The organism is Nocardiopsis suaedae, from assembly GCF_027706745.1.
GTDB lineage: Bacteria > Actinomycetota > Actinomycetes > Streptosporangiales > Streptosporangiaceae > Nocardiopsis_A > Nocardiopsis_A suaedae.
The window spans coordinates 1-1,815 of record NZ_JAQFWP010000135.1; the positions used below are offsets into that span (position 1 = coordinate 1).

The window sequence follows — 1,815 nt, forward strand, 5'->3', positions numbered from 1 at the left end:
CATAGCTCCGCCCCGCCCGCGGATTCCGGCCCCGCCCCTCGCCATGACCTGAGGGTCCTTCGGAAGGGGCGGATCCGAGAAAGCGGTTGCCACCCCGAATGGTGCGAGATGCCGCGGCGCGGGGACAATCGTGTCCACCGGCTCCGGACCCCTCAGGAGATGCCATGCCCGTGATCGCGCACATCAGCGACACCCACTTCGACGGTGGCGAGCGCAGCGCCGAGCGCGCCCGCCGGGCGGTGGACTACATCGCGCGGATGCGGACCGTCGACGCGGTGGTGCACACCGGCGACGTCGTCGACAAGGGCGCGCCGGAGGAGTACGCGCAGGCACGCGCGACGCTCCGGTTCGACGTCCCGCTGCTGGTGTGCCCCGGCAACCACGACGCGCGCGAGGCGATGCGCGAGCACCTGTTCGGCCGGGAGCCGGAGGGCGGCCCGGTGGACGGGGTGCACCGCCTGCCGGGGGTCACCGTGATCACGTGCGACACCATGGTGCCGGGGGAGCCGTGGGGCCGCCTGGAGGACGACACCCTGGACATGGTGGAGTCCGAGCTGCGGCGCGCGCCCGAGGCCGCACCGGTGCTGCTGGCCTTCCACCACCCGCCGGTGGACCTCGGGTCGGACTACACCGACCCGATCCGCCAGCGCGGTGAACAGCGCCTGGCCGAGCTGGTGGGCCGCCGCCCCGAGGTGGTGGCGATGCTGTGCGGCCACGTGCACACCGCCGCGGTGAGCACGTTCGCGGGGCGGCCGCTGCTGGTGGCCCCGTCGGTCGCCTCCACCCTGCGCACCGACTGGGAGCCGGAGGGGGACGAGCAGGACCCGCCGGTGATGATCGCGATCCACCACATCGGCGACGACGGCCGGGTGACCTCCCACTACCGGGCGGTTTGAGGCATGCGGAGCTACGACGGCCGGGCGGACGGCCCGGACGCGGCGGAGGTCGCCCTGGCGGCGGGGGACGTCACCGAGGGCGTGGTGCGCGTGGGGGGCACGGTCCGCCGCCCGGCCCAGCCGCAGAGCCCCGCCGTCGCCGCCTACCTGGACCACCTGGAAGCGGCGGGGTTCGACGGCGCGCCGCGGTTCCTGGGGCGGGACGGGCAGGGGCGCGACGTGCTGACGTTCGTCCCCGGCGACGTGGCGGGCAGCCCGCCGGAGCCGTGGGCGGCCGACGCGGAGCTGCTGGCGTCGGTGGGCCGGCTGCTGCGCCGCCTGCACGACGCCTCGGAGGGGTTCCTGCGGGAGAGCGGGTTCGCGGCGCCGGACGGCGGGGTGTGGCGCCGCCAACTGGTCCCGGTCGAGGTGCCGGTACCGGACCCGGAGCCGGAACTGGTGTGCCACCTGGACGTGACCCCGCAGAACGTGGTGGTGCGCGGCGGGCGGGCGGCGGCGCTCATCGACTTCGACCTGGCGGGGCCGGGCACGCGGTTGCTGGACGTGTACAACACCGCCATGCACTGGGCGCCCCTGGGCGCGCCCGAGGACGTCTACGAGGGCTGGCCGGTCCACGACGACTGGGCCCGCCTGGAGCGCGTGCGCATCCTGGCGGACGCCTACGGCCTCGATGAGGAGGCCCGCGAGGCCATGCCCGACCTGGCGGTCTCCCGGTGCGCGTCGTCCTGGCACCGGATGAAGGCGTCGGCCGAACAGCTCGGCGGCGGGTGGGCCCGCATGTGGGAGGAGGGCGTGGGAGACATGATCCTGCGCCGGGAAGGGTGGCTGAAGGAGCACCGCCAGGAGATGCTGGACATCCTGCTGGGCTGAGCTGAGGTGGGTGAAGCGGTCCATCCGCCGACGCTGCTGGGCGGCGGGT

The 1,815-nt window shown here is 74.9% G+C and carries 2 protein-coding genes; both read left to right on the forward strand.

The genetic code is table 11. The annotated features are described in order from the left end of the window. Positions 1-164 precede the first annotated feature (164 nt). The gene (locus O4U47_RS31150; protein ID WP_270681585.1) at positions 165-896 is read left to right on the forward strand and encodes a metallophosphoesterase; all 732 of its coding nucleotides are present in this window, start codon (positions 165-167) and stop codon (positions 894-896) included. Positions 897-899: 3 nt separating this feature from the next. After that, positions 900-1,766: a phosphotransferase enzyme family protein gene (locus O4U47_RS31155; protein ID WP_270681586.1), complete on the forward strand. Its 867-nt coding sequence runs from the start codon at positions 900-902 to the stop codon at positions 1,764-1,766. The last annotated feature ends 49 nt before the right edge of the window (positions 1,767-1,815 follow it).